Source organism: Micromonospora sp. NPDC005710, assembly GCF_040630995.1.
GTDB lineage: Bacteria > Actinomycetota > Actinomycetes > Mycobacteriales > Micromonosporaceae > Micromonospora.
The window spans coordinates 29,144-47,659 of record NZ_JBEXYP010000031.1 but is presented as its reverse complement, the minus strand read 5'-3'; the positions used below and the strand labels follow the sequence as shown (position 1 = coordinate 47,659).

Below are 18,516 nucleotides of genomic sequence, written 5' to 3'. Positions count from 1 at the left end.
CGCTGACCGGCTCCCTCTCGGGTGGTCGCGCGGCCCGTGTTTCCTCAGGTGGGACGCGGTACGGGGGAGCGGCTGTCCAGCCACTCCCCCGTCACGTCACCGGCGCAGACCGAGCCGCTCGATGAGCGACCGGTAGCGGGCAATGTCCTTCTTCTGGACGTAGTTGAGCAACCGACGGCGCCGGCCGACCAGCAGCAGCAGCCCACGGCGGCTGTGGTGGTCGTGCTTGTGCACCTTCAGGTGCTCGGTCAGCTCGGCGATCCGCTTGGTGAGGACCGCTACCTGGACCTCCGGCGAACCGGTGTCGCCCTCGGCGGTCGCGTACTCCGCGCGGATGCTGGCCTTGGCTTCCTGATCGAGCGCCATGTTCTCCCTGTTTCGATGGGTTGATCAAGTGGGTGTCCGTCGTCCCGATGGACCGGGAACGGACCGGTACCTCGCACCCGCGGCGTCGAGCAGGCACGCGAGGCCCCACGCCGGTCACCCGACGTCCGGGCAAGACTACCAGCACCCGCCGGTAACACCCGGCCAAGGGCCTCGGTGGCGACCCGTCACGCCGCCATGATCAGGCCAGAACGCGCCTGGTGCGCTCGACGTCCTGGTTCATCTGGGCGATCAGCGGCTCGATCGAGTCGTACCGGATCTGACCTCGCAGGTGCGCCACGAAGTCCAGGGCCAGCCGCTCGCCGTACAGGTCGCCGGAGAAGTCCAGCGCGTACGCCTCGACCCGTCGTTCCCGGCCGGAGAACGTCGGGTTGGTGCCGACCGAGACCGCCGCCAGCAGCGGCTCGTGCTGACCGCGGCGGATCAGCCGGGCCGCGTACACCCCGTCGGCGGGGACCGCCGCGTACCTGTGGCAGAGGAGGTTTGCGGTGGGAAAGCCCAGCTCCCGGCCCCGCTGGTCGCCACGGACCACGACGCCCTCCACCCGGTGTGGGCGGCCCAGCGCGGCGGCCGCCGCTCCCACGTCACCCGCGTCGACGCAGGACCGGATGTACGTGGAGGAGAAGACGGTGCCGGCCTCGGCGACGAGCGGGGCGCCCTCCACGCCGAAGCCGAACGTCTGACCCAGCCGTTCCAGCAGTGCCACGTCACCGGCGGCCCGGTGCCCGAAGCGGAAGTTGCCGCCGACCACCACCAACGCCGCGTGCAGGTTCTCGACCAGGACGTCGTGCACGAACTGTTCGGCCGGCACCCGGGAGAACTCCGGGGTGAACGGCACCACGCAGAGCACGTCGACACCGAGCGCCTCGATCAGCTCGGCCTTGCGGGCCGGCTCGGTGAGCACCGCCGGGTGCGAACCGGGGCGGACCACCTCGGCCGGGTGCGGGTCGAAGGTGACCACCACCGACTGCACGCCCAACTCGCGGGCCCGGGCCACGGCGTGCCCGATGGTCGCCTGGTGCCCCTTGTGCACGCCGTCGAAGACGCCGATGGTGACGACCGAGCGTCCCCACCCGCCGGGCGCCGCGTCGTACCCCCGCCACCGCTGCATGCCGTTCCTCCCCTGCCGCCCGGCCTCAGGCCGGGGCGAGCACGATCTCCGCGCGGGCCCGTCCGTCCCGCTCGCTGACGATAGCGATCAGGCCGCCGGCCGGCCCGAAGACGGCGTACGGCCCGGTGAGGCCGGCCGGATCCAGCGGTCCGCCGTGAGCGAGCACCCGGGCCTCGTCGGGTGTGGCCTCCCGGCGGGCGAAGAACCGGTCGGCCGCCGCGTCCAGTGGCAGGTTCACCACGTCCGGGGCACGCTGCTCCAACTCGTCGAGGGTCGCCGCCTCGGCGAGGGTGAAACCACCGACAGCGGTGCGCCGCAGCGCCGTGAGGTGCCCGCCGACGCCGAGCGCCAGGCCGGCGTCCCGGGCGATGGCCCGGATGTACGTGCCGGAGGAGCAGGTCACGTCCACGTCCACGTCCACGACGTCCGGTTCGGTGCGGCGGATCGCCAGCACCTCCAGCCGGGAGATGGTGACCCGCCGGGCGGGCAGTTCGATGCTCTCCCCGTCGCGGACCCGCTTGTACGCCCGCTGCCCATCGATCTTGATGGCGCTGACCGCGCTCGGCACCTGGTCGACCTCGCCGCTGAGCCCGGCCAGCGCGGACCGGATCGCCTCGTCGGTGACCTGGCCGGCCGGCACGGTGCCGGTCACGTCGCCCTCGGCGTCGTCGGTGACAGTGGTCTGGCCGAGTCGAATGGTGCCGGCGTAACTCTTACCGGCGCCGATGACGTAGGTCAGCAGGCGGGTGGCCCGGCCGACGCCGATCACCAGCACGCCGGTGGCCATCGGGTCGAGGGTGCCGCCGTGCCCGACCCGTCGGGTCTTCGCCAGTCGGCGGATGCGTGCCACGACGTCGTGCGACGTCATGCCGCCGGGCTTGTCGACCACGATCAGACCATCGGTGCTCACGTCGGCCAAGCCTGCCAGATGCCCCGTACTCCCCAGTACGTGGGCAGGCCCGGCGTGACCCGGACGATCGGCGGCGTCAGCGGACCGCGCCGGTCACCGCCCAGCGTCCGTTTCGCAGTCGCAGCAGCAGGGCGACCAGCCGGATCACCACGAACACCGTGAGCCCGGCCCAGATCCCGCCCAGCCCGAGGTCGAGGGCGTACGCCAGCCAGATGGCCGGCAGGAAACCGCCGAGCGCCGCCACGATGGTGAGGTTGCGCAGGTAACGCACGTCGCCGGCGCCGATCAGCACGCCGTCGAGGGCGAACACCATCCCGGCCAACGGCAGCATGACGACGAACCATGGCCAGGCCACCCTGGCCTGTTCGCGTACCTCCTGGTCGGAGCTGAACCACGACGGGACGACGCCGGCGCCGGCGGCGACGAGCAGCGCGAAGCCGACGCCGCAGATGCCGCCGAGCAGCCCGATCCGGCGGGCGAGGGCTCGTGCGCCAGCGTCGTCGCCGGCACCGAGCGCGGCGCCGACCAGGGACTGCGCGGCGATGGCGAGGGCGTCGAGCACCAGCGCGGTGAAGAACCAGAGTTGCAGGGCGATCTGGTGGGCGCCGACGGCGGCGGCACCGAAGCGGGCGGCGACGGCGGTCGCGGACAGGAAGCTGGCCTGGAAGGCCAGCCCACGGATCAGCAGGTCCCGGCTGAGCACCAGTTGCTGGCGGATCACGCGGGGTTGGGGCCGCAACGACACCCGCTCGGCGACCAGGGCGGCGGCGAAGAGCACCCCGCAGAGCGTCTGCGCGACGACGTTCGCCACCGCCGAGCCGACCAAACCCAACCCGCCGGGGTAGACGAGCAGCGGGCAGAGCAGCGCGGAGAGCAGGTTGGGGCCGAGCACGAAGTACAGCGGGCGGCGAGTGTCCTGCACACCGCGCAGCCAGCCGTTGCCGGCGGCGGCGAGCAGCAGGCCCGGGGCGCCGAGGGCCGCGATCCGCAGCCAGTGTGCGGCGGCGTCGGCCACGTCGCCACCACCTCCGGCGAGGGTACGCGCGAGCGCGGCCCCGCCGAACTGCATGCCGATGGCGATCAGCAGTCCGACGCCGAACGCCAACCAGGACGACTGGACGCCCTCGGCCACCGCGGCGGCCCGGTCACCCGCGCCGAAGCGGCGGGCCGCACGCCCGGTGGTGCCGTACGCGACCACTGTGCCGACCCAGGCGGTGAGCGTCATCACCGTGCCGCCGACGGCGAGCGCGGCGAGCGGCACCCGGCCGAGGTGGCCGACCACTGCGGTGTCGACGAGCACGTAGAGCGGCTCGGCGGCGAGCACCACGAGCGCCGGCAGGGCGAGGCTGGCGATCCGGCGCGGCGAGACGGATCGGTCGGTGGTGGCGGTCTGGCTCATCGCCGCCGATCCTGGCACGAGCGCGGTAAGGATCGCAATCTCGACGACTGCTTACCTTCGTCGGTGCGCCTCGCCGCCGGGCGGCGCTCAGGCTCGCCGCAGGCCCCAGGCCCCGGCGCAGCGCCTGCTGGCGAGGAGGCGGGGCGTCGGTCGGTCTGGTCAGACGCTGTGGAGCTGATGTCGTAGACGAATCACGCCGCGATGTCGCAGACGATTCAGCTCCACAGGCGAACCGGTAGGCGTCCGAACCCTCCGGCCGCAGCGACCAGATGATCCACCGCGACTTGCCAACCGGCACCGACCTGAGGAATCACCCTCGGATCTGTCGGGTCACTGGCGGGTGTCCATCGACGTCTGCAGCGCGCGGCGGGCCTGCTCGCGGGCGTCGTCGGTGGTGGTCTCGGGCTTGGGCTTGTTCGGCATGGTGGCGCTCCTCTTCCCAGGGCGTGAGCCGCCGGCACACGGCGACCCTCACGGGCGGTCCTGCTGAGCGCCCCACGGCGGTCCGGGGTTACCGGAGCAGCCGACTGGGCAGCGTGAGCCCGGGTCGATCCGACCCTGGTGGGAGGCAGCACGGGGTGTGGCACCACCGCCCATGACCTGCACCGCCATGCGGTACCGGCCTTCTCCCAAGTTATCGTTCAGGTCCACATACTGCTCACGGTTCCCGCCATTTGGACCGTCGGCAACCCGGCTCAGCGAGCCAGCAAGTGCCAGCCCAGCCACCACCAGAACCCGAACAGACCGATCCGGCCCACCGGCACCGGACCGACCTCGTAGCGCATCACGTAGGCACAGACCTCGCCCAGCGTGGGGATGCGGGACCCCTCCCGCCGGGCCATCCACTCGACCACGGCGAAGAGGACCAGCGCGGAGAGGAAACCGCCGATGGCGAGCGCTCGCATCATCGCCGCACCAGCCCCCAGAACGTGCCCAGCCAGGCGAACCACACCGCCGAACGGGTCAGGTGATCCTCCAGGAGAGGGTCAGCCAGCCGGGAGAAGGTGGGGAAGTCGTCGCCGGCGGCCATCACGAACGTCACGCCCTCGAACACACCGAAGATCACCACCGGCACCGCCCACCAGGCCGCTCCCACACCCAGCCGGCGCGGCGCCGGCCGGCGGGGCACCCGGTTGCTCAGACCGAGCCAGATCAGCACCCCACCCGTGCCGAGGGTGAACAGATTCGCCTCGGTGGAGAAGGACGCCAACCGGCCGCCGACGAGCGACAGGCAGACGAGGACGGGAACCGAGACGGCGGGCCGGTCCCAGGCGCGGGGGGCCTCGACGGTGAGGTCGTGCGGCTGCTCCATCCCGCGATTCTTCCCGGTATCACGCAGCGCGGGAAGACCAACACTCCCCGGAGCTGACCCTGATCTTCCGAACCGGCCGCACGGTGGCTGGCACCGGGAGGCGTCAGCCGATCAACGCGGCGTCCAACTGCCCGCGGATCGCCTCGACCACCTGCTCGGCAGTGCCCCGGCCGGTGAACCCGGCCGCGAACGTGTGCCCACCACCGCCCAGCGCGACAGCGACCCGACTGACGTCCACAGCGCCCTTGCTGCGCATCGAGACGGCCCACTCGGCGGGCCTGGTCTGCTTCACCACGCAGCTCACATCCGCCTCGGCCGTGCAGCGCACCGAGTCGATGAGCGCCTCCAGCACGTACGGCCGCTGGTCGTGCCGGGCCAGGTCGTCAAGCGTGGCGAAGGTCCAGACCAGCCCGTGCCCGCCGGCGGCGGCCGGCTCCAGCCGAGCCCGGCCGAGCACCTCACCGAAGAGACGGACCGCGCCGAACGGCCGGGTGTCGAAGACCCGCCGGGAGATGTCACCCGGCGAGATGCCGGTCGCCAGCAACCGGGCGGCCATCTCGTGTACGGCCGGAGTGGTCGCGTCGAAGCGGAACGACCCGGTGTCAGTGGTCAGCGCCGTGTAGAGGCACTCGGCGATGGCGGGATCCACCACCACCCCGAGCCGGGCGAGCAACTGCTCCGCCACTACCGACGTGGCCGCCGCGCCCGGATCGACAAGGTTGACCGCGCCGAAACCACAGTTGGAGGCGTGGTGGTCCAGCACCAGCGCCGCAGCCGCCGACGACAACCGCCCGGCCAACTCGCCGAGGCGCGACTCGCTCGCCGCGTCGAAGCAGATCACCAGATCGGGCGCCGGGTCGGCGGCCTCCGCCGGGACCAACAGGTCCAGCCCGGGCATCCCGCGGAACGGCTCCGGCACCTCCGGCGGCCCGGGAAACGTCGCCTGCACCTCGCGTACGCCGAACTGCCGCAGACCCAGACCGAAGCCGAGCATGCTGCCCAGCGCGTCGCCGTCCGGGTTGATGTGGCAGATCAACAGCACCCGGCCGGTCGGCGGGACAGCCCGCACCAACGCCTCGGCGGCAGCCCAGTCCGCCTCGGCGGGGCCGAGCCCGGCCGCCCCGGCGAGCGGGGTGCTGGCGATGCTGGTCACCGCGTCTCCCCACCCCGCGGAGTGTCACCGACGTCGGTGGCCTCGTCGGCCTCGTCCGTCTCGTCGGCCTCATCGATGTCGTCGTCCACCCGGTACGGCTGGGCCTCGCCCGCGTACTTCGCCTGGGCGGCGAGTCGCTGCACCTCGGCGTCGGCGTTGCGGGCGGCGGCGAGCAGGTCGTCGATGTGCTTGACCTGGTCCTGCACGTCGTCGAGGACGAACGCGAGGGTCGGCGAGTGGCGCAGCCCGAGGGCCTTGCCGACAGTGCTGCGCAGCATCCCCTTGGCGCTCTCCAGCGCCGCGGCGGTGTCCGCCTGGGCCACCGAGTCACCGAGCACCGTGTAGAAGACCGTCGCGTCGCGCAGGTCAGCGGTAATCCGGGCATCGGTGATGGTGATCATCCCGAGCCGCGGATCCTTGATCTGGCTCCGCACCACCGACGCGACCAGCTCACGCACCCGTTCCGCGTGCCGGCGTACCTTGGCCGGATCAGACATCTCGCCACCTCCACGGCGTCCTGCTTCCGGTCGAACCGGCGGCCCGCAGACCGCCGGCCGACCAGCCAACAACTCGAACATTACCTTCGGGGCCGCTCCGGTCGCCCGGCACAGCCGGCACCATGGTCAGTCGTCGTCCACGCCGTACAGGCGACGGCGGACCGACAGCAACTCGACCTCGGGGCGACCGGCCACGAGGCGCTCACAGGAGTCGAGCACCTCGCGGACGTGCGCCGTCTCGGCGGCCACCACGGCCACCGCGAGCTGCGCCCGACCGTGCAGGTCGAGCGCACCCACCTCGGCGGCCGACACCTCGAAGCGGCGCAGCGCCGCCACTATCGGCCGTACATATGATCTCTTGGCCTTGAGCGACCTGGAGTCGCCCGGCAGCAGCAGGTCGAAGACCGCGGTTCCGGTGAACATCGCCCCGGACGATACCGCCAACCCGCCCCGCATGATCAAGGGGTTTACGCCGACTCGGCGTAAACCCCTTGATCAGCGTGTCACTGCCGGATCAGGCGCGAACCTTCTCCCGCATCTCGAAGGTCTCGATGACGTCGCCGACCTGGACGTTGTTGTAACCACCCAGGGTCAGACCGCACTCGAAGCCCTCGCGGACCTCGGTGGCGTCGTCCTTGAACCGCTTGAGCGAGGTGATCGTGAGGTTGTCCGCCACGACCGCCCCGTCCCGAAGCAGTCGAGCCTTCGCGTTGCGTCGGATGATGCCCGACCGGACGATGCAACCGGAGATGTTGCCGATCTTGGACGAGCGGAAGACGTCGCGGATCTCCGCGCTGCCCAGCTCGGCCTCCTCGTACTCCGGCTTGAGCAGGCCCTTGAGCGCTGCCTCGATCTCCTCGATGGCCTGGTAGATGACGGTGTAGTACCGGATCTCCACGCCCTCGCGGTCGGCCATCTCACGGACCTTGTTGGAGGCCCGCACGTTGAAGCCGATGATCGTGACCGGCTCGGACGACGCACTCGCGAGCATGACGTTGCTCTCGGTGATCGCGCCGACGCCCCGGTCGAGGACCTTGAGCTGAACTTCCTCGGGGATGTCGAGGTTGAACAGCGCGTCCTCCAGGGCCTCCACCGAACCGGAGACATCGCCCTTGAGGATGAGGTTGAGCGAGGTCTTCTCGCCCTCCTTGAGCTGCTCCATGAGCGTCTCGAGGGTGGCCCGACCACGGGAGTTGGCGAAGGACGCCGCCCGCCGCCGTGCCTGCCGCTGCTCGGCGATCTGCCGCACCGTGCGGTCGTCCGCCGCGGCGAGGAACGTGTCGCCCGCACCGGGAGGCGCGGTCAGACCCAGCACCATGACCGGACGCGCCGGCCCAGCCTCGGAGAGCTGGTTGCCGTTCTCGTCGAGCATGGCCCGGACCCGGCCGTGCGCCCCACCGGCGACGATCGAGTCGCCCGCCCGCAGCGTGCCCTTCTGCACCAGCACCGTCGCCACCGCACCGCGGCCCTTGTCCAGGTGCGCCTCGATGGCCACACCCTGCGCCGGCCCGTCGATCGGAGCGGTCAGCTCCAACGACGCGTCGGCGGTCAGCAGGACGGCCTCGAGCAGTTCCTCGATGCCGATGCCGGGCTTGGCAGCCACGTTGACGAACATGGTGTCGCCGCCGTACTCCTCGGCGACCAGGCCGTACTCGGTCAGCTGCTGGCGGACCTTGTCCGGGTTGGCGTCCGGCTTGTCGACCTTGTTGACCGCGACCACGATCGGCACGTCGGCCGCCTTGGCGTGGTTCAACGCCTCGATGGTCTGCGGCATGACACCGTCGTCGGCCGCGACGACCAGGATCACGATGTCGGTGACCTGGGCGCCACGAGCACGCATGGCGGTGAACGCCTCGTGACCCGGGGTGTCGATGAAGGTGACCGCCCGGTCCTCGCCCTCGTGCGGGACGTGGACCTGGTAGGCACCGATGTGCTGGGTGATGCCACCCGCCTCACCGGCAACGACGTTCGCCTTGCGGATCGCGTCGAGCAGCTTGGTCTTACCGTGGTCGACGTGACCCATGACGGTCACCACCGGCGCACGGCTGACCAGACGCTCCTCGGCCACCTCCGCGTCGAGGTCGATGTTGAACTGCGCGAGCAGCTCACGGTCCTCGTCCTCCGGGCTGACGATCTGGATGTCGAAGCCCAGGTGCTCACCCAGCAGATTCAGGGTGTCGTCAGAACAGGACTGGGTCGCGGTGACCATCTCGCCCAGGTTGAACATCTCCTGGACCAGCGAACCCGGGTTGGCGTTGATCTTGTCCGCGAAGTCGGACAGCGAGGCGCCACGGGAGAGCCGGACGATCTGACCCTGACCCCGGGGAGCACCCGAGCTCATGGTCGGAGCCGACAGGTTGTCGAACTCCTGTCTGCGCTGCTTCTTGGACTTGCGACCGCGCGTCGGCCGGCCACCCGGACGCCCGAAGGCACCCGCGGCACCGCCGCCACGGCCACGACCACCAGCACCCGGACGACCGCCGCCACCGGACGGAGCACCCGGACGGAAACCGCCACCGGGAGCACCGCCACCGCCGCCGGGACCGCCACGGTAGCCACCGCCACCGCCGGCACCAGCGCCACCACCGGGGCCGCCGCGGTAACCGCCACCGCCACCGGCGCCACCGCCGGGACCGCCACGGAACCCGCCGCCACCGCCACCGGGACGACCGGCGCCACCGCCACCGCCACCGGGACGACCAGCGCCACCCGGACCGGGACGACCGGCAGCCGGACGCTGACTCGGCATGGACGCCGGGCTGGGCCGCGGCGGCATGGAGTTCGGGCTCGGCCGCGGCGGCATACCCGCCGGGGTGTTCGGCCGAGGGCCACCCGCACCGGCGGCCGGGGGCCGCTGCTGCTGGCCACCCTGGATGCCGAACGGGTTGTTACCGGCACCGCGCGCCGGCGGACGACCGCCCGGCCGGGCACCCGGACCGGGAGCCGGCGTGTTCGGCCGAGCTGCCGGCGAACCGGGACGGGGCGGCATCGCCGCAGGACCCGGCCGCGGGCCGGGACGGTTGGCACCGTCAGCCGGAGGCTCCCGGCGAACGGGGTTGTCCCGCTGCTGCTGGCGGGCGGCCTGCGCGGCCTTGACCGCGGCCTCCTGCTCAGCCTTCAGCGCGGCGGCACGCGCTTCCGCGGCCGCCACCTCGATGTCGTGGGCACTCGCCGGCTTGGCGACCGGGGTCGCCGACTGCGGAGCACCGGGAACCGGACCCTTGGGCTTCGGACCGGGTGCCGGCGCGGCCGGCCGCCGAGGCGGCATCGGCTTGGCCGAGACCCGGGGAGCGCCCGGGGCCGGGGTTGGCGTCGGGGTCGGGTTTGAAGCCGGCGTCGACGCGGGCGCCGACGGGGCGGCCGGAGCCGGGGCTCCGGCGGACGCGACGAATGCGTTACGCAGCCGACGGGCGACGGGCGCCTCGACGGTGCTGGACGCGGACTTCACGAACTCGCCCATTTCCTTCAACTTGGCGAGAACGGTCTTACTCTCGACCCCGAGCTCTTTTGCAAGCTCGTGAACGCGGGCCTTGCCTGCCACTGCACTCCTCACTCCGAGGTCGTGCGGGCAGCACCCGCAGCGACCTCACTCGTGCACTTGAAGCCTGGTCATTTCAGGGACTTCATCGTGTGCTCATGTCGGTCGTCCTACCCTGCTAGCGACCCTCGCCCGGTCGGGCTGACCGGACGTAGTGGTTGGCGCATCGACGTGCTCCGCCAGCACACCGTGGTCGAGGACCTCGGTGTTGCGCAGCGCACGCCCGAAGGCGCGGCGCCGCATCGCCAGCGCGAAGCAGGCCGGATCCGGGTGCATGTTCGCTCCCCGACCCGGCAGCCTGCGGAGCGGATCAGGCCGGAGACTGTGACCAGCCTCGTCCCTGACCGCGACGATCCGCAGCAATTCGCTGGCCGGCGCGCGTTTCCGGCAACCCACACAGGTGCGCTCCGGTTGCACGCGTCGTACCACTGGAAGAAGTCTACCCCTAGCTGCCCGAGATCGCTCCGCCCGGCTCCCGCACGTGATCAGACACCCCACGCGCGGCCGGCGCGGTCTGCTCCGCATCGGAGCGAATGTCGATTCGCCAACCGGTCAATCGTGCCGCGAGTCGGGCATTCTGCCCCTCCCGACCGATGGCGAGCGAGAGCTGAAAGTCGGGAACTGTCACCCGGGCGGCCCGACCAGCCAGGTCGACAACCTCGACCCGCAACGCCTTGGCCGGCGACAGGGCGTTGCCGACGAAGGTGGCCGGGTCGTCCGACCAGTCGATAATGTCGATCTTCTCACCGTGCAGCTCGCTCATGACGGCACGCACCCGCTGACCCATCGGGCCGATGCAGGCGCCCTTGGCGTTCACCCCGGGAGTGGTGGAGCGGACGGCGATCTTCGTACGGTGGCCGGCCTCCCGGGCGATGGCGCCGATCTCCACGGTGCCGTCGGCGATCTCCGGCACCTCAAGGGCGAACATCTTCTTGACCAGAGCCGGGTGCGACCGGGACAGCGTGATCTGCGGCCCGCGCATGCCCTTCGCCACGTGCACCACGACACAGCGGACCCGCTCGCCGTGCGCGTACCGCTCACCGGGCACCTGCTCGGACTGCGGCAGCACACCCTCCAGCTTGCCCAGGTCGACGCTGACGATGCCCTTCTCGGTACGCGTCTCGTGCGCCTGCACCACGCCGGTGACCAGGTCGCCCTCGCGGCCCACGTACTCACCGAAGTGCACCTCGTCGGTGGCCTCCCGCAACCGCTGGAGGATCACCTGCTTGGCGGTCATGGCGGCGATCCGGCCGAAGTCGTGCGGGGTGTCGTCCCACTCCCGCACCAGGCTGCCGTCGTCGTCCATCTCCTGCGCGTAGACCAGAGCGGCACCCGACTTGCGGTCGATCTCCACCCGGGCGTGCGATTCGGCCCCGTCGGTGTGCCGGTAGGCGGTCAGCAACGCGGTCTCGATCGCCGCGAGAATCGTGTCGAACGGAATCTCCCGCTCGCGCTCGAGTGCGCGCAGCGCCGCGAGGTCGATGTTCACCTCTCCTCGTCCTCCACATCATCTTCGTCGTCGATGTCGTCTGAATCGTCGATCTCGTCGGAATCATCCGCGTCGTCGAACTCGTCGTCCGGCTCACCGAGTTCGGCGAGCCGGGTGAACTCGACCTGTACGCGGCCGGGGCCCAGCTGGGCGTACGCCAGGGCGGCACGGCCGTCGTCGGTCTCCAGCTGCACGCCCTCGTCGTCGGCAGCGACCACCCGGCCGGTCAGCTGACGGTCACCGGCGGGCTGCTCGCCACGCTGGCCGGGCAGCGCGGTCGCGCCCCGGACGGTGACCTTGACCAGCCGGCCCACGTTGCGCCGCCAGTGGCGGGGCAGGGTGAGTGGCCGGTCGACGCCGGGCGAGCTGACTTCCAGCTGGTACTCGCCGGCGACGATGTCGCCACCGGTCTCCTCCTCGGCGTCGAGGGCGGCCGAGACCGCTCGGGAGACGTGCGCGACGGCGTCCAGGTCGATCCCGCCGTCCTTGTCCACCATCACCCGCACCACGTGCCGGCGGCCGGCCCGGGAAACCGACAGGTCCTCCAGGTCGTAGCCGGCGCCGTTGACCACTGGCTCGATCACGGCCCGCAATCGGTCCCGCCGCGCGGCGAGGTCACCGCCGCGGGGACCTGCGGCGCTGCGGGGTCGACCCGTCGGCCTGGTGGCACGGCCACGCTGCGTCATCTCCGCACCCTTTCCCTGGTCGACGGGGACCGGTAGGCCCGCCATGCCGGCACGCCACCGGAGTGGACACGCCGATGGTTGCGCAGAGCGTAACGCGCCTGCCCGGCGGCGGACCGGGCGGCGCACCGACGCCGGTCGCCCCCGCAGCGGTGCGCATGGTGTTGACTTGGCCGGTGGGGATCGGCAGAACGACACAGCGCGACCAAGCATCCGGACATTCACGGCGAAAGCTCCTGAGCGCCGGGGCTCTGCTGGTGCTCGGCGGTGCCGTCACGCCGCTGACCGGCTGTGATCTTTTCGACCGCGACGACGAACCCACCCCGCCACCCGACCCGCTACGGCCGATGGTGGACGAGTCACTGGCGCTCGCCGCCGCGTACCGCGCGAGCGCGACCGCCCACCCCGAGCTCGCCGACCGGCTCAACCCGATCGCCGAGGCGCACACCGCGCACGCCACGGAACTGGCCCGGGTGATCGGCGTGACACTGCCGTCCGCGGCCTCCGCCGCCCCGACCACCTCCCCGGCGGCCGATCCGGGCGGCGCGCGCGCCGCCCTGCGCGCACTGGAGAAGACCGCCCAGCAGTCCGCCACCGCCGCCTGCGCAGCAGCGCCCGCGGAGCGAGCGCCGCTGCTCGGGTCGATCGTCGCCGCCCGGGCCACCCACCAGGAGGCACTGAAGTGAGGCAGCCGTCCGCCGGGGAGGCGCTCGCCTCCGCCCTCTCCGCCGAGTACGCGGCCATCTACGCCTACGGACGGATCGGTGTCCGGCTCAGCGGGGCGGCCCGCGACGCGGCACACCAGGCGGAGGCCGCGCACCGACGCCGGCGCGACGCACTGGTGGTGCAGCTCACCACGGCCGGTGGTGTGGTGCCGGCGGACCGCGCCGGATACGCGCTTCCGTTCCCGGTGACCGACCGCGCGAGCGCACTGCGGCTCGCCGCCGAGGTGGAGGAGCGCACTGCCGCGCACTGGCGGGCGGCGCTGGCGTCCACCACCGGCGCCGACCGGGACCAGGCGCTGGCCGCCCTGGTCGAGTACGCCGTGCGGGCCACCCGATGGCGCAAGACCGCCGGGCTGACCCCGCTGACTGTCCCGTTTCCCGGTCGGCCGGCCTGAACCGCCCCGCTCCGGTTGCGGTACGCATACCAGGTATGCATACTCCGTTGCCATGTCCATCCGTCACGGGTTGCTCGCCCTGCTCGAACGCGGTCAGATGTACGGCTACCAGCTGCGCGCCGCGTTCGAGGAGTCGACCGGCTCGACCTGGCCGTTGAACATCGGGCAGGTCTACACCACGTTGTCCCGGCTGGAACGGGACGGGCTGGTGCGCCCGCTGCCGGAGAGTGAGGCCGGGCAGCGCCCGTACGAGATCACCGACGCCGGCCGGGCGGACCTGGCGCTGTGGTTCGCCACCCCGATCAGTCGTACCGACCGACCCCGCGACGAGCTGGCGATCAAGCTGGCGCTGGCGCTCACCACCCCCGGGGTCGACGTCCGGTCGGTGGTGCAGGCGCAACGCAGCGCGACGATGCGGGCCCTGCAGGAGCTGACCCGGTTGAAGTACGGCAGCAACCGGCCGGAGGACCTTCCGTGGCGCCTCGTGCTCGATTCGATGGTGTTCCAGGCCGAGGCCGAGGTGCGGTGGCTGGACCACTGCGAGACCAGTCTGGTCCGGCACCAGCCCAGCGGCCCGGCACCTCCCCCTCACCCGCCGGGTGACGGTGCGCGGGACGCGGCGCGATGGGCCGGCGAGGAGGCCCGACGGTGAGCGGGTCGGACGACCCGGTGCTGGACCTGCGCGCCGTCCACCGCACCCACGGCACCGGGCCGGCGGCGGTGCACGCGCTGCGCGGCGTCAGCCTGGTCGTCCGGCCCGGCGAGTTGGTCGCCGTGATGGGACCCTCCGGCTCCGGCAAGTCGACGCTGCTGGCTCTCGCCGGTGGCTTGGACCGCCCGACCGACGGCGAGGTCCGGGTCGAGGGGCAACCGCTGGGGGCACTCGACCGCCGCGGGCTGGCGCAACTGCGTCGCCGCCGGATCGGTTACATCTTCCAGCAGCTCAACCTGCTGGGCAGTCTCACCGCGCTGGAGAACGTGGCGCTCCCGTTGGAACTCGACGGGACCAGCGGACGTCGTGCCCGCGCACTGGCGATGGCCGCGCTCACCGAAGTGGGCCTGCCCGCGTTGGGGGATCGATTTCCGGATCAGCTGTCCGGCGGGCAGCAGCAGCGGGTGGCGATCGCCCGCGCGTTGGTTGGCGAACGCCGGTTGGTCCTCGCCGACGAGCCCACCGGGGCGTTGGACTCCCAGACCGGTGAGGCGGTGCTGCACCTGCTGCGCCGCCGCATCGACGCGGGTGCCGCCGGGGTGCTCGTCACCCACGAGGCGCGGCACGCCGGCTGGGCCGACCGGGTGGTGTTCCTCCGCGACGGCGTCCTGGTCGACACGACGGCGCCGTTGGGCAGCGTCGAGCAGCTGCTGTCCGGCAGCGAGCGGTGACGATCCGCCGCCGTACGCGGGCCGCGGGTCGGGCCGACACCGCGTCACAACGGCCGGTCGCGCCGCCCGCCCCGGTCGGCCGGCGGCGGATGGCCGAGCTGACCGGCTCCTGGCGGGCGGCGCTGCGGATCGCCCGTCGGGAGTCACGCCGGTCGGCCCGACGGACCGCCCTGGTGCTTGCGATGATCGCGATGCCCGTCGCGGCGCTGGCCTTCCTGGCGGCGAGTTACGACATGGCCGAGCTGAACCCGGCGGAACGGGTCGACCGCCGGCTCGGCGTGGCCGACGCGCAGTTGCAGTGGATCGCCAACGCCCCGGTGGGGCAGGACGAGTGGGGTGAGGGCTGGTACACCCGCGAGGGCGAGGCCCCCGCGAAGGTCACCACGGCTCAGGTGGGCGCACTGCTCGGGCCGGGCAGCCGGGTCACCGAGGTGCGCCCGAACGTCCCGCTCACACTGCGCGGGCCACACCGCGACGAGGCAGTGAACGGTCGGGTGCTGGACCTCACCGACCCGTTGGCCCGCGGGCTGGTGCGGTTCCGGTCCGGCCGGGCGCCGCAGCAGCCCGGTGAGGTAGCCGTCAGTCCGGCGGCGCTGCGTCGCCTGGACCTGCGCCTCGGCCGCGCCGTCGCCGCCGCCGACGGGAGCAGGGCGTACACGGTGGTGGGTGTGGTCGAGTTTCCCGACGACCTCGGACCGGTGGTGGCGCTGCACCCGGGGGCCGCGCCGCCGACCGGGTCGGAGCCGGACGGGGTCTGGCTGGCGGACGTGCCGGGCACCGTCGACGCAGCGATGGTGTCCCGACTCAACGACCGCGGGGTGGTGGTCACCACGCGTCACAGCTCCGGCTCGCCACCTGGAGCGGACCGGACGGGGCTCGGGTCGGTCCTGGGGGACAACCCGAACGACCTGAGCACCGGCGTCCTGATCGCCGGCCTCGGGCTGCTGGAGGTCGTCCTGCTGGTCGGGCCGGCCTTCGCCGTCGGAGTTCGTCGCCGTCGACGGGACCTGGCGCTCGTCGCGGTGGCGGGTGGAGACGCCGCCCAGCTTCGCCGGGTCGTGCTGGCCGACGGTGTGGTGCTCGGTGTCCTGGGGGCCGCCGCCGGCCTGCTGGTAGGCGTCGGCGCGGCGTTCGCCTGTCGTCCGCTGATGGAGCAGTACGTCTTCAGCGCCCGTTTCGGCGGGTACCGCTGCTGGCCGAGCGCACTGGTCCTGCTCGGCGGCGTCGCGGTGCTGGCCGGGGTGCTCGCCGCGCTGGCACCGGCCTGGACCGCCGCCCGGCAGGACGTCAGCGCCGGGCTCGCCGGACGACGCACGCCGCCGAAATCCCAGGGCCGGTGGTTGGCCCTCGGAATGGCGCTGGTGGCCGGCGGGGCGGGGCTGGCGGCGTTCGGAGCCACCCGGACCTCACCGGCGGTGGTCCTCACCGGGCTGATCCTCGGCGAGTTGGGCCTGGTCTGCTGCACTCCCACGCTGCTCGGGGCGCTCGCCCGCCTCGGCCGGGTGTTGCCGCTGGCACCACGGATCGCGCTGCGCGACGCCAGCCGCAACCGGGCCGCCGCGGCCCCGGCCATCTGCGCCGTGATGGCCGCCGTCGCCAGCAGCGTCGCCCTCGGCGGATACCTGGCCAGCGACGGAGCCCGCGACGCGCGCGCCTACCGGCCGGCGCTGCCGACCGGCCACGTGCTGGTCAACCCGATCGGATCGACCGGGCAGCCCACGCTTGCCCAGATCACCGACGCGGCCCGGAGTCAGCTCGGCGCCGGCGCGGTGGCCCTGGTGCAGACACCTGGTTGCGGGGCGGGGCGCACCGGCTACTGCGACATCGCGCCGGTGCTCCCACCGAACCGGGCCTGCCCCTGGCAGCCGGGTGTCCAGCTCTCCGAGGCGCAGCGCCAGCAGGCCCGCGCCGACCCCCGCTGCCAGATCCGCGAGATCGACTACTTCGGCGGCTTCGTCGAACCCACAGTGGACGACGGCACCGCACTCCCCCTGCTCACCGGCGTGGACCCGGCGACGACCGCCGCCGCCACGGCCGTGCTGAACGCCGGTGGCGTGGTGGTGACCGACCCGCGCTACCTGCACGACGGCCGGGTGGCCGTCCGGGTCACCGAGGTGGAGTCCGGGACGGACGCGCCGATCACCGTCCAGGACCTTCCGGGGTACGCGCTGCCCCGGGCGACCGGCCAGTCCCGTCTGCTGCTGTCCGCCGCCGCGGCCCGGCAGCTCGGCCTGAGTTGGTCCCCGACCGGGTGGGTGATCGGCACCACGACCCCGCCGGACGAGGAGCGACAGGCACGGTTCGCCGCCGCTCTGCGGCCCTTCGGGGCGCTCGTCCTGAGCGTGGAGAACGGTGGCGGCCCACGCGACGTCTCACCGCTGCTTCTGCTGCTCGCGGCGGCGGCCGGGCTGATCACCGTGGGGGCTGCCGGGGTCGCCACGGCGCTCGCCGCCGCCGAGGGGCGCGCGGAACTGACCACTCTCGCGGCCGTCGGCGCCGCCCCTGCGGTACGCCGGCTGCTGGCGATCTGCCAGGCCGGGGTCATCGCCGGTGTCGGTTCGGTGCTCGGCATCGTGGCCGGCCTCGGCACCGCCGCCATCGTGCTGGTCTCGGTGAACCGGCAGTACGCCAGCGACTGGCCGTTGGCCGACCCGTACCCCTTCCTGGTGCCGTGGCCGGCCCTCGGGGTCCTGGTGCTGGTGCCGATGGTGGCGATGCTCGGGGCGGGCCTGTTCACCCGGGCCGGCCTGCCGATCGAACGGCGGCTGGACTGACCGCTCCGCGTGGTGACCGAAAGCGGGCGCGCGGGGGTGCCGCCGGGACCGGTCAGACGGCACACTGTTCGGCGTGTCGGTGTTCAGGAATGTCGTCCGTCGAGCAGGTCATCATCGGTGGTTCGGTGCCACGGTGCGCCTGCTGGTTCCGGTCGATCGGATGGTTGCTCAACTCACCCGGGGCCGGGTGGTGGCGCTCGGCCTGCTTCCCTCTCTGCTGATCACCACAGCGGGCCGCCGCTCCGGCAGACCCCGCAGCAATCCGCTGCTCTACGTGCCCGACGGCGACGCGTACGTGGTGATCGGCTCGAACTGGGGGCAGACCCACCACCCCGGCTGGGCGATGAACCTGCTGGCCGATCCCGCCGCCGAGGTGGACGTGAAGGGCCGGCGGATCGCGGTGCGGGCCGAACGGGCCTCCGGCGTCGAACGGGACCGGTTGTGGCAGTTGCTGGTCACCGCGTGGCCCGCGTACCGCACGTACGTGCAGCGGGCCGGCGGTCGGGAGATCCACATCTTCCGGCTGGCCCCGGCCGGGCGCGGCGCACCCGAAGCCCCGCCGTCGGCTGACTAGGCTGACGCCCGGTAGCCAAGGCGAGGTGGTCCCGTGAGCGCGAGGAGTGAGCCGGGCTTGCGAGCCCCGCAGCCGCGAACAGAGCCGGCCCAATGAGCGCGAGGAGTGAGCCGGGCTTGCGAGCCCCGCAGCCGCGAACAGAGCCGGCCCAGTGAGCGCGAGGAGTGAGCCGGGCTTGCGAGCCCCGCA

General features: G+C 72.6%; 19 protein-coding genes. 6 read left to right on the top strand and 13 right to left on the bottom strand.

All coding sequences use genetic code 11. The features are described from left to right. Window positions 1-96: 96 nt before the first annotated feature. From rpsO to rimP, 13 genes are all read right to left on the bottom strand, one after another. On the bottom strand, window positions 97-366 hold the full coding sequence (gene rpsO / locus ABZ406_RS28700; protein WP_030337594.1) for a 30S ribosomal protein S15: 270 nt from the start codon (window positions 364-366) through the stop codon (window positions 97-99). 199 nt (window positions 367-565) lie between these two features. Then, window positions 566-1,495: a bifunctional riboflavin kinase/FAD synthetase gene (locus ABZ406_RS28695; protein WP_357768175.1), complete on the bottom strand. Its 930-nt coding sequence runs from the start codon at window positions 1,493-1,495 to the stop codon at window positions 566-568. A 25-nt stretch (window positions 1,496-1,520) separates the two neighbouring features. Beyond that, window positions 1,521-2,405 (bottom strand): tRNA pseudouridine(55) synthase TruB, encoded by an 885-nt coding sequence (gene truB, locus ABZ406_RS28690; protein ID WP_357768171.1) that lies wholly within the window; start codon window positions 2,403-2,405, stop codon window positions 1,521-1,523. 76 nt (window positions 2,406-2,481) lie between these two features. After that, the gene (locus ABZ406_RS28685) at window positions 2,482-3,804 is read right to left on the bottom strand and encodes an MATE family efflux transporter (protein WP_357768168.1); all 1,323 of its coding nucleotides are present in this window, start codon (window positions 3,802-3,804) and stop codon (window positions 2,482-2,484) included. Window positions 3,805-4,499: 695 nt separating this feature from the next. Beyond that, complete coding sequence (locus ABZ406_RS28680; RefSeq protein WP_357768227.1) at window positions 4,500-4,709, bottom strand: DUF6186 family protein; 210 nt, start codon at window positions 4,707-4,709, stop codon at window positions 4,500-4,502. Next, window positions 4,709-5,116: a hypothetical protein gene (locus tag ABZ406_RS28675; RefSeq protein WP_357768166.1), complete on the bottom strand. Its 408-nt coding sequence runs from the start codon at window positions 5,114-5,116 to the stop codon at window positions 4,709-4,711. Before ABZ406_RS28675 ends, ABZ406_RS28680 begins: the two co-directional genes overlap by 1 nt. A gap of 103 nt (window positions 5,117-5,219) precedes the next feature. After that, window positions 5,220-6,260 (bottom strand): bifunctional oligoribonuclease/PAP phosphatase NrnA, encoded by a 1,041-nt coding sequence (locus tag ABZ406_RS28670; RefSeq protein WP_357768224.1) that lies wholly within the window; start codon window positions 6,258-6,260, stop codon window positions 5,220-5,222. 5 nt (window positions 6,261-6,265) lie between these two features. Beyond that, complete coding sequence (rbfA, locus tag ABZ406_RS28665) at window positions 6,266-6,766, bottom strand: 30S ribosome-binding factor RbfA (RefSeq protein WP_357768163.1); 501 nt, start codon at window positions 6,764-6,766, stop codon at window positions 6,266-6,268. A 126-nt stretch (window positions 6,767-6,892) separates the two neighbouring features. Continuing rightward, window positions 6,893-7,189: a DUF503 domain-containing protein gene (locus ABZ406_RS28660; RefSeq protein ID WP_030489481.1), complete on the bottom strand. Its 297-nt coding sequence runs from the start codon at window positions 7,187-7,189 to the stop codon at window positions 6,893-6,895. Window positions 7,190-7,280: 91 nt separating this feature from the next. Continuing rightward, window positions 7,281-10,307 carry a translation initiation factor IF-2 gene (gene infB, locus ABZ406_RS28655; protein WP_357768159.1) on the bottom strand — a complete coding sequence of 1,009 codons (3,027 nt, stop codon included), beginning with the start codon at window positions 10,305-10,307 and terminating at the stop codon, window positions 7,281-7,283. Window positions 10,308-10,400: 93 nt separating this feature from the next. Next, the gene (locus ABZ406_RS28650; protein ID WP_357768156.1) at window positions 10,401-10,733 is read right to left on the bottom strand and encodes a YlxR family protein; all 333 of its coding nucleotides are present in this window, start codon (window positions 10,731-10,733) and stop codon (window positions 10,401-10,403) included. Between the two features lie 16 nt (window positions 10,734-10,749). Continuing rightward, on the bottom strand, window positions 10,750-11,793 hold the full coding sequence (gene nusA, locus ABZ406_RS28645; protein WP_357768154.1) for a transcription termination factor NusA: 1,044 nt from the start codon (window positions 11,791-11,793) through the stop codon (window positions 10,750-10,752). After that, window positions 11,790-12,479, bottom strand: coding sequence for a ribosome maturation factor RimP (gene rimP, locus ABZ406_RS28640; protein ID WP_357768151.1), 690 nt, complete (start codon window positions 12,477-12,479; stop codon window positions 11,790-11,792). Before rimP ends, nusA begins: the two co-directional genes overlap by 4 nt. 155 nt (window positions 12,480-12,634) lie before the next feature. Here rimP and ABZ406_RS28635 point away from each other — a divergent pair, with 155 nt between their 5' ends. The 6 genes from ABZ406_RS28635 to ABZ406_RS28610 all read left to right on the top strand — a co-directional run bounded on the left by ABZ406_RS28635 (window position 12,635) and on the right by ABZ406_RS28610 (window position 18,327). After that, window positions 12,635-13,162 (top strand): hypothetical protein, encoded by a 528-nt coding sequence (locus ABZ406_RS28635; RefSeq protein WP_357768148.1) that lies wholly within the window; start codon window positions 12,635-12,637, stop codon window positions 13,160-13,162. After that, window positions 13,159-13,596 carry a ferritin-like domain-containing protein gene (locus ABZ406_RS28630; RefSeq protein WP_357768145.1) on the top strand — a complete coding sequence of 146 codons (438 nt, stop codon included), beginning with the start codon at window positions 13,159-13,161 and terminating at the stop codon, window positions 13,594-13,596. The genes ABZ406_RS28635 and ABZ406_RS28630 overlap by 4 nt, the downstream gene beginning before the upstream one ends. Window positions 13,597-13,648: 52 nt before the next feature. Continuing rightward, the gene (locus ABZ406_RS28625) at window positions 13,649-14,248 is read left to right on the top strand and encodes a PadR family transcriptional regulator (RefSeq protein ID WP_357768142.1); all 600 of its coding nucleotides are present in this window, start codon (window positions 13,649-13,651) and stop codon (window positions 14,246-14,248) included. Between the two features lie 17 nt (window positions 14,249-14,265). Continuing rightward, window positions 14,266-14,979 carry an ABC transporter ATP-binding protein gene (locus ABZ406_RS28620; RefSeq protein WP_357768221.1) on the top strand — a complete coding sequence of 238 codons (714 nt, stop codon included), beginning with the start codon at window positions 14,266-14,268 and terminating at the stop codon, window positions 14,977-14,979. Continuing rightward, window positions 14,976-17,753: an ABC transporter permease gene (locus ABZ406_RS28615; RefSeq protein ID WP_357768139.1), complete on the top strand. Its 2,778-nt coding sequence runs from the start codon at window positions 14,976-14,978 to the stop codon at window positions 17,751-17,753. The genes ABZ406_RS28620 and ABZ406_RS28615 overlap by 4 nt, the downstream gene beginning before the upstream one ends. Window positions 17,754-17,826: 73 nt before the next feature. Beyond that, the gene (locus ABZ406_RS28610) at window positions 17,827-18,327 is read left to right on the top strand and encodes a nitroreductase/quinone reductase family protein (RefSeq protein ID WP_357768136.1); all 501 of its coding nucleotides are present in this window, start codon (window positions 17,827-17,829) and stop codon (window positions 18,325-18,327) included. Window positions 18,328-18,516: the final 189 nt, after the last annotated feature.

What these genes read in the sequence shown, in the direction of transcription:
- ABZ406_RS28635 (WP_357768148.1), top strand. Translation starts at nt 12,635, where the DNA reads ATGGTGTTGACTTGGCCGGTGGGGATCGGCAGAACGACACAGCGCGAC.
- ABZ406_RS28685 (WP_357768168.1), bottom strand. Translation starts at nt 3,804, where the DNA reads ATGAGCCAGACCGCCACCACCGACCGATCCGTCTCGCCGCGCCGGATC.
- ABZ406_RS28695 (WP_357768175.1), bottom strand. Translation starts at nt 1,495, where the DNA reads ATGCAGCGGTGGCGGGGGTACGACGCGGCGCCCGGCGGGTGGGGACGC.
- rpsO (WP_030337594.1), bottom strand. Translation starts at nt 366, where the DNA reads ATGGCGCTCGATCAGGAAGCCAAGGCCAGCATCCGCGCGGAGTACGCG.
- rimP (WP_357768151.1), bottom strand. Translation starts at nt 12,479, where the DNA reads ATGACGCAGCGTGGCCGTGCCACCAGGCCGACGGGTCGACCCCGCAGC.
- ABZ406_RS28675 (WP_357768166.1), bottom strand. Translation starts at nt 5,116, where the DNA reads ATGGAGCAGCCGCACGACCTCACCGTCGAGGCCCCCCGCGCCTGGGAC.
- ABZ406_RS28680 (WP_357768227.1), bottom strand. Translation starts at nt 4,709, where the DNA reads ATGCGAGCGCTCGCCATCGGCGGTTTCCTCTCCGCGCTGGTCCTCTTC.
- ABZ406_RS28660 (WP_030489481.1), bottom strand. Translation starts at nt 7,189, where the DNA reads ATGTTCACCGGAACCGCGGTCTTCGACCTGCTGCTGCCGGGCGACTCC.
- rbfA (WP_357768163.1), bottom strand. Translation starts at nt 6,766, where the DNA reads ATGTCTGATCCGGCCAAGGTACGCCGGCACGCGGAACGGGTGCGTGAG.
- ABZ406_RS28625 (WP_357768142.1), top strand. Translation starts at nt 13,649, where the DNA reads ATGTCCATCCGTCACGGGTTGCTCGCCCTGCTCGAACGCGGTCAGATG.